Source organism: Streptomyces sp. NPDC015125, assembly GCF_043080045.1.
GTDB lineage: Bacteria > Actinomycetota > Actinomycetes > Streptomycetales > Streptomycetaceae > Streptomyces.
This window is the reverse complement of the sequence record NZ_JBIBVF010000013.1, coordinates 211106-217642: the sequence shown is the minus strand read 5'-3', so window position 1 is coordinate 217642 and position 6537 is coordinate 211106. Positions and strand designations below refer to the sequence as shown.

Below are 6537 nucleotides of genomic sequence, written 5' to 3'. Positions count from 1 at the left end.
GCCCCGGAGGCCCGTCACCGCACCCACAGCCCCGCGCAGCGGACCCGGCCCGCCGCCAGGCGCAACGGCGAGAAACCACCCACGGCGGGAAAGCCAAAAACGGGGCCAAGCAAAGCGCAGCGGACGGGTCTAGGACTCAAGTCCGAATCTGCTGCGCACGGCCGTCTGTACCTCGGCCTCTTCGGCCGGGTCGGCGGCGAGACGGCGCAGCTGTTCGACGACCCGGTCGTCACCGGTGGCGGCGTGCCGGGCGGCCAGTTCCCGGGTGGTCTCCTCGCAGTCCCACAGGCACTCGACGGCGAAGCCGGCCGCGAAACCGGGGTCGGTGGCGGCGAGCGCCCCGGCGGCCCGTCCGCGCAGGTGCGAGGAGGACGTCTCGCGGTAGATGTGCCGCAGGACGGGGGCGGCGCAGCCGACCCCGAGGCGTCCGGTGCCGTCGACCAGCTCCCACAGGCCGTCCGCGTCCGGGCCCTCCTCGCGGACGGTCCGGCGCAGGGCGGCCAGCACCGGTCCGGCGTCGCGCCGCCCGCCGCGGCGGGCGAGCATGGCGGCGGCGGCCGCACCCAGCAGGTCGGCGCGCGGCGCCCAGACCCTGGCCCGTGCGACCGCGGCCACGCTGCGCATCCGCGCGAAGGCGGCGAGCGCCGCGGAGGCCAGCCGCTCGGAGGAGAAGGGGTCGACGACCGCGTCCTCGATCAGATCGAGGGCGTCCGGATCGCCGCGTTCGGCGAGGTGGTGCAGGACGGCGGCGCGGGCCGCGTCCGGTGCGCTGCGCGCGGCGCGCAGCAGCTCGGGGCGGTCCTCGGGGCCGGCGACGGCGGCGAGGCAGCGGGCGCCGGCGATGTGCCGGTGTTCCCCGCTCGGCTGTTCCAGCCCCTCCTCGGCCCACCGAAGCACCTCGGTCACGCTCCAGCCGGGGCGCGGCCCACGGGGCCGCATCTGCCGCTGCCAGCGGTCGAAGGAGCCCTGTTCCCCGGCGGCGGCCAGCCGCGTGCCGTAGCGGGGGTCGTCGGCCCACAGGCGCCAGGGGCGGGGCTCGAAGGCGTCGCGAACGGCGGTGGCCAGCTCGGCATCGCCCTCCTCGGTCTCCGGGAAGCGGGCGAGGACGGCGGGGGCGAGGGTCATCAGCCCGGCGTCGTCGTCACGCAGCGCAAGCTCGTCCAGGGCCCAGCGCCAGTTGCTGCCGGCCGCGGCATAGCTGCGCAGCAGCAGACGGGCGGCGTCCTTGCCATAGGCGGCGAGGTGGCCGAGGACCGCGAGGGCGAGGCCGGTGCGCTCCTCGCCGGTGTCGACGAGGTCGTCGGGGTGGAAGAGGTGGCGTTCGATCTCTTCGAGTCCGCCGTCGAGCTGCATATAGAGGCGCGCGTAGTAGAGCGAGCGGTTCTCGACTTGCCAGTCGCGACGGGGATCGCGCAGCACGCTGTCGTTGAGTGCCGCGAGCGCCTCGGCCCGCGGCGCCGCGAGGGCATGCAGGGTCCCGTCGCCGCGGCCTCGCTGCAGGAGGCCGAGCAGGGTGCCACTGGGCGCTATGTCTGGATCGAACATGAGGTCAGCATCCGGTGCGGGGGGCAGGCTGGCAACGGGATTTCCGCTGACCGGCATTCTTGCCGGTGACCGCGGGCCGTAAGCCTCGTTCCCACCATGGATCGGCGGAAGCGCCTGCTGTACGGCGGCCGAAGCCTAGCTTGGAAGCTGCCATTCCGCCGATTCGCCCCGGGATTGCCCCGGAAAGCCGGGGGCATATGCCAGATGCACCACCGTATCGGGTAGTGCCAAATCCCTTACGGACGGTCGCCGCCTGTGCAACAGTCGTTACCGGCCCTTCAGCCCGGCGCCGCCTGATCACGGAGTACGTCATGCCGTCCCCTCTCTTCGCGGATCACCCAGCAGACCGGCCCCCCGAGCGCGACACGGTCGAGTCACTCATCACGCAGGCCCGCCGCCTGCGCGGCGACCTCGATGCGGTGCGCAGGGAGTCCGGGGTGGACACCGACCTCGCCGCCGACCCGCAGCTGCGCTGGCAGCGGGCGCTGTGCGATCTCGCCGTGCATCACCTCGACGACCTCGGGGGCCATCTCGATCAGCTGAGAGAGGGCCTGCCCGCCGAGGGCGAGGACGGCGAGGAGGGGGGCGCCCGGGAGGCCGGGCTGCCGTCGGCCCCGCCGGAGCCCGCGCCCCATGAACACGGCGCGCTGCTGCGCCGGGTGGGCAGCGCCGAGTGGAACCTCCTCACCGACGAGGTCAGCTGGTCCGACGAGCTGTTCGCGATGTTCGGCAGGGCACCGTCCGACGGCCCCCTCACCCTCGACGAGCTGCCGTCCCTGGTCCACGCCGACGACCAGGAGGGGCTGGCCACGATGGTCACCGACTGTCTGGTGGACGGCCGCCCCATCGACGGCGAATTCCGCATCGTGCGCCCGGACGCAAGCCTGCGCACGGTGCACATGGCGGGCGAGCCGGTGCTCGACGCCGACGGCAGTACCGCCTGTATGTGGGCCGTGCTGCGGGACGTCAGCGAGCTGCGCCGCAGCCAGCAGGCGGTACGCGAGACCGGTGACTCGCTGCACCGGGAGCGGCATATCGCGCAGACCGAGCACCGGCTTGCGGTCGAGCTGCAGGAGGCCGTGCTCCCCCCGTGGCGCGGCTCCCTGCGGTTCCCGCAAGGCGGTCCGGTCGCCCTCGACCTCGCGGGGCGCTATCTACCGTCCGGCACCCGCGCCCTGATCGGCGGGGGCTGGTACGACGCCCTGCAACTCCCCGACGGCACCACGCTGTTGAGCGTCGGCGACCTCACCGGGCACGGCGTCACCGCCACGTCCGGGATGGCGATGGTGCTCGGCGCGCTGCGCGGTATGGCCGTCGCCGGCCACCGGCCGGGACCCCTGATGTGCTTCCTCAACCAAATGCTGGACACCACCGCTCAGCCGGCGCTGGGCAGCACGGTGTGCGGCCGCTTCGACGCCGCTACACGGACCTTGGAGTGGGCCCAGGCCGGACACCCCGCACCGCTGCTGTTCCGCGGCGGCACGGGGCACGCGCTGGACCCGCCCGAGGGTGTCCTGCTCGGGGCGACCTCGGGTGCGGCCTATACCCAGCGCACCGAGCAACTGGAGCCGGGTGACCTGCTCGTCCTGCACACCGATGGCCTCGTCCCCCGCCGTACGCATGGCGCGGAAGCCCTCCACGAGGGCACCGAGCGGCTCCTCGCCCTGGCGCCGCGGTTCGCCGCGGCCCGCAGTGCGCAGGACGGCATCCGCATCGTCGTCGAGGAGTTCGGCAGCACCGATCGCGAGGACGACGCCTGTGTACTGGTCGCCAGGGTCGGCGACTGAGACACACCGCGGCAGGTGCGGGCGGCGGACCGGCGCATCCGGAGCCGGTCGCCCCGCACACGTCGGCGAACACGTCGACGAACACGTCGGCGGCGATCCGCCGGGCCACGGGTGAGGCAGCGCTGACGGGTGAGGCAGCGGAGCCGAGGAGGACGTCGCCCCTACGGATGACGCCCCGTCACGCTCCGTGCATCCGCCCGCCTCAGGCGCCTCAGGCCGAGAAGTGCTTCCCGACTCCCGATCCGATGCCGGGGCCGAGGCCCGCCCCCTTGGTCTTGGGCTTCGCCTTCGGCAGGACATGCTGGATCTCCTCGCGCAGGTCCTGGATCTTGGCGTAGTTCGCATACTGCCCCGTGAGCCGGAACATTTCGCGGAGCCGGTCCCAGGTGCGGTGCGAGGAGTTCTCGCCGATGGACACCAGCGCCAACCGGGCGTAGCGGTCGGCCTGTTCGGGGTCGTTTCCGATGAAGCAGGCCGAGGCCATCGAGATGTAGTCGAAGATCTGCGAGCGCTGGCGGCCGTTCTCCCGCAGCCTCAGCGCCCGCTGGGCGTGATGCTGGGCGATCCTGGCGGCCGACGGATCGTGATCGGCGAGGGTACGGAAGGCCAGCGCCTGCATGCCGTGCAGATCCGCCTCGTCGAACATCTGCATCCAGCTCGGTGGCGGCACGTCCCCCTTGTCCGAGACGAAGAGGTCCTCCGCCTCGCCCAGGGTGCGGCGCATCGCCTGGCCGTGGCCCTTGGACGCCTGTGCCCAGGCCTCGATGGTGTGCAGCATGGCGCGGGTGCGCGGCAGGGTTTCCGCACCGGAGCCGGACTTGGCCAGCTTCATCAGATCCAGCGCATCGTCGGGGCGGCCCAGATGCACCATCTGACGGGCGGCACGGGAGAGCGCCTCGCCGGCACGCGGGCGGTCGCCGCCCTCGCGGGCCGCATGGGCGGCGATGATGAAGTACTTCTGGGCGGTGGGCTCCAGGCCCACGTCATGGGACATCCAGCCCGCCAGCACCGCCAGATTGGCGGCCACCCCCCACAGCCTGCGCTGCAGATGATCGGGGTGGCGGTAGGCGAGCATGCCGCCCACCTCGTTGAGCTGGCCCACCACGGCCTTGCGCTGCAGCCCGCCCCCGCGGGCCGCGTCCCAGGCGCGGAACACCTCGACCGAGTGCTCCAGCGCATCGATCTCCTGTGATCCCACAGGAGCCGCCTCATAGCGGTCGAGGCCGATCTGGTCGAGTTCGTCGAAGGAGTCGGAGGCGAACATGGCGTCGTGGCGTGGGGCGCCGGCCGGGGCCGGGTCGGTGTGCAGCCAGTCGTGCATGGCGCCGGAGAGTGCGGAGCCCGCGGCGAGTGCGGCGCCCGCACCCACCAAGCCGCGTCGGTTGAGCATGAGGTCCATTCCCGTGAATTCCGTGAGGACCGCAGCGGTCCGTTCGGGAGCCCACGGCAGACCGTCCATGGCCTGCCGTTTCCCCGAGCGACCGGTTCTTGCGAACCCGAGATCCTCGATGGTTACGACACGGCCGAGGCGCTCGGTGAACAGGGAAGCCAGGACCTCGGGCACCGGATCGCGCGGGGTCTCCCCCATGTCGATCCAGCGCCGCACTCGCGAGGTGTCGGTCGCCAGCTGCGGATGCCCCATGGCCGCCGCCTGCCGGTTGACCAGTCTCGCCAGCTCTCCTTTGGACCAGCCGGCCAGGCCGAAAAGGTCCGCGAGACGGGTGTTCGGCTGCCTGTCCACGTCAAGCCCCCAGGTTCCTCGACTGAGTTGACAGTAACGGCCGCTGACATGGGCTGTGGGCATTCGCCAGGGTTCGCCAGGGTGCGCCAGATGGTCTGCCACCCGCAGTCACGTGTTCTGTAGATATGCCGCCCCCGGCCTGGTGGCGGGACCGCATTCCCCAGGGTGCGCGCCCTTCACGGGGACCCTGGATCGGCCTCCTGCACGGGGCCCGTTCACGGGTTCCCACCACCGGGCCGGGGAGCGCACGCAACTCGCCGGCGCACGAAGGGATCTGTTTCACCCATGTATGCAGCATCGTCCGCCGTGACCGCCCCCACCCGGCCGTACCGCCCGCACCCCACCGGAAGCGGGCCGTATCTCGACCCCGCTCCTTCCGCGGGAGCGGTCACCGGTCTCCCCGGCGGCCGTACCCGGCGGATGCAGGGGACGGGCTCCCAACCGCTCAGCGGGAGAATCGACTTGTCCGGCCCGCAGGGAGCCCAGTTGCGCGCCGCCGTCGCCTCGGTGCACCGCATCTGCCCGGAGTTCAACCCGGTACAGGTGCTGCGCCGCAGCGGCAGGTCCGTGCTCCTCGTCGGCACGACGGGCCGGATGACCGCGGTCGCCAAGTGTTTACTGGACCACTCCCCCGCGTGGGCGGACAGGTTCCGGCAGGAAATAAGTGCATACCGCGCATTCGTCCGGCATCGTCCGCCGGTACGGGTGCCGCGTCTGGTGGCCGCCGATCCCGACAACTGCACGCTGATCGTGGAGCGGATGCCCGGCCGGGTCGCAGCGCTGACCCGGCACCCGTCCGAGGCGCCGCCCCGTGCCGACGTACGGGCCGCGCTCGGCGCGATCTGCCGGATCAACCTCTGGCGTCCGCCGGCCGGGCTGTTCGACGCCCCGCTGGACTACCCGGGCCGGATCGGCCGCTACCACGACCTGGGGCTGCTCACCGACCGTGACCTGGGCGATCTGCAGAAGCTGCTGCACGGTCTGTCGCACACCCAGGGCCAGTTCTGCCACGGCGACGCACTGCTGAACAATGTGCTGCTCTCCCCCGCGGGCCCGGTCCTGCTGGACTGGGACAGCGCGGGCTGGTATCTGCCGGGCTACGACCTGGCGACGCTGTGGTCGGTGCTCGGCGACGCGCCGGTCGCCCGCCGGCACATCAGCCAGCTCGCCCAGAACGCCGGCCCGGCCTCGCGGGACGCCTTCCTGGTGAATCTGATGCTGGTACTCACCCGCGAGATCCGACGTTATGAAACCGCGGTCCAACGGACCATGCGCGAACCCACGCCGACGGGGACACCGGGTCCGGGACTACCCGGCGTGCCCGCGGCGGGCGAGGAGCAGCGGCTGCTCCTCCGCCGGCTGCACGACGACTGCCAGATGGCGCGCCGTGCGGTACGGGCGGCGGTCGGCACCCGCTGACCGCCGACGGGTGCCGGATGTCACCGGCACCGCAAGGGGGGATCG

Annotated in this window: 4 protein-coding genes; 2 read left to right on the top strand and 2 right to left on the bottom strand. The window is 72.5% G+C overall.

Annotated features, from left to right (window positions below):
* Positions 1–129: 129 nt before the first annotated feature.
* Positions 130–1545, bottom strand: a complete 1416-nt coding sequence (locus tag ACF088_RS25860) for a HEAT repeat domain-containing protein (RefSeq protein WP_392378177.1) — start codon at positions 1543–1545, stop codon at positions 130–132.
* Positions 1546–1856: 311 nt separating this feature from the next.
* Between ACF088_RS25860 and ACF088_RS25855 the strand changes: the two genes are divergently transcribed.
* Complete coding sequence (locus ACF088_RS25855) at positions 1857–3332, top strand: PP2C family protein-serine/threonine phosphatase (RefSeq protein WP_392378176.1); 1476 nt, start codon at positions 1857–1859, stop codon at positions 3330–3332.
* A 211-nt stretch (positions 3333–3543) separates the two neighbouring features.
* Here the strand turns inward: ACF088_RS25855 and ACF088_RS25850 are convergent, their stop codons facing one another.
* Positions 3544–5073, bottom strand: coding sequence for a hypothetical protein (locus ACF088_RS25850; RefSeq protein WP_392378175.1), 1530 nt, complete (start codon positions 5071–5073; stop codon positions 3544–3546).
* 285 nt (positions 5074–5358) lie between these two features.
* Here ACF088_RS25850 and ACF088_RS25845 point away from each other — a divergent pair, with 285 nt between their 5' ends.
* On the top strand, positions 5359–6492 hold the full coding sequence (locus tag ACF088_RS25845; RefSeq protein ID WP_392378174.1) for an aminoglycoside phosphotransferase family protein: 1134 nt from the start codon (positions 5359–5361) through the stop codon (positions 6490–6492).
* Positions 6493–6537 lie beyond the last annotated feature (45 nt).

Coding starts and splice junctions, on each gene's coding strand:
- ACF088_RS25860 (WP_392378177.1), bottom strand. CDS start 1,545: ATGTTCGATCCAGACATAGCGCCCAGTGGCACCCTGCTCGGCCTCCTG.
- ACF088_RS25855 (WP_392378176.1), top strand. CDS start 1,857: ATGCCGTCCCCTCTCTTCGCGGATCACCCAGCAGACCGGCCCCCCGAG.
- ACF088_RS25845 (WP_392378174.1), top strand. CDS start 5,359: ATGTATGCAGCATCGTCCGCCGTGACCGCCCCCACCCGGCCGTACCGC.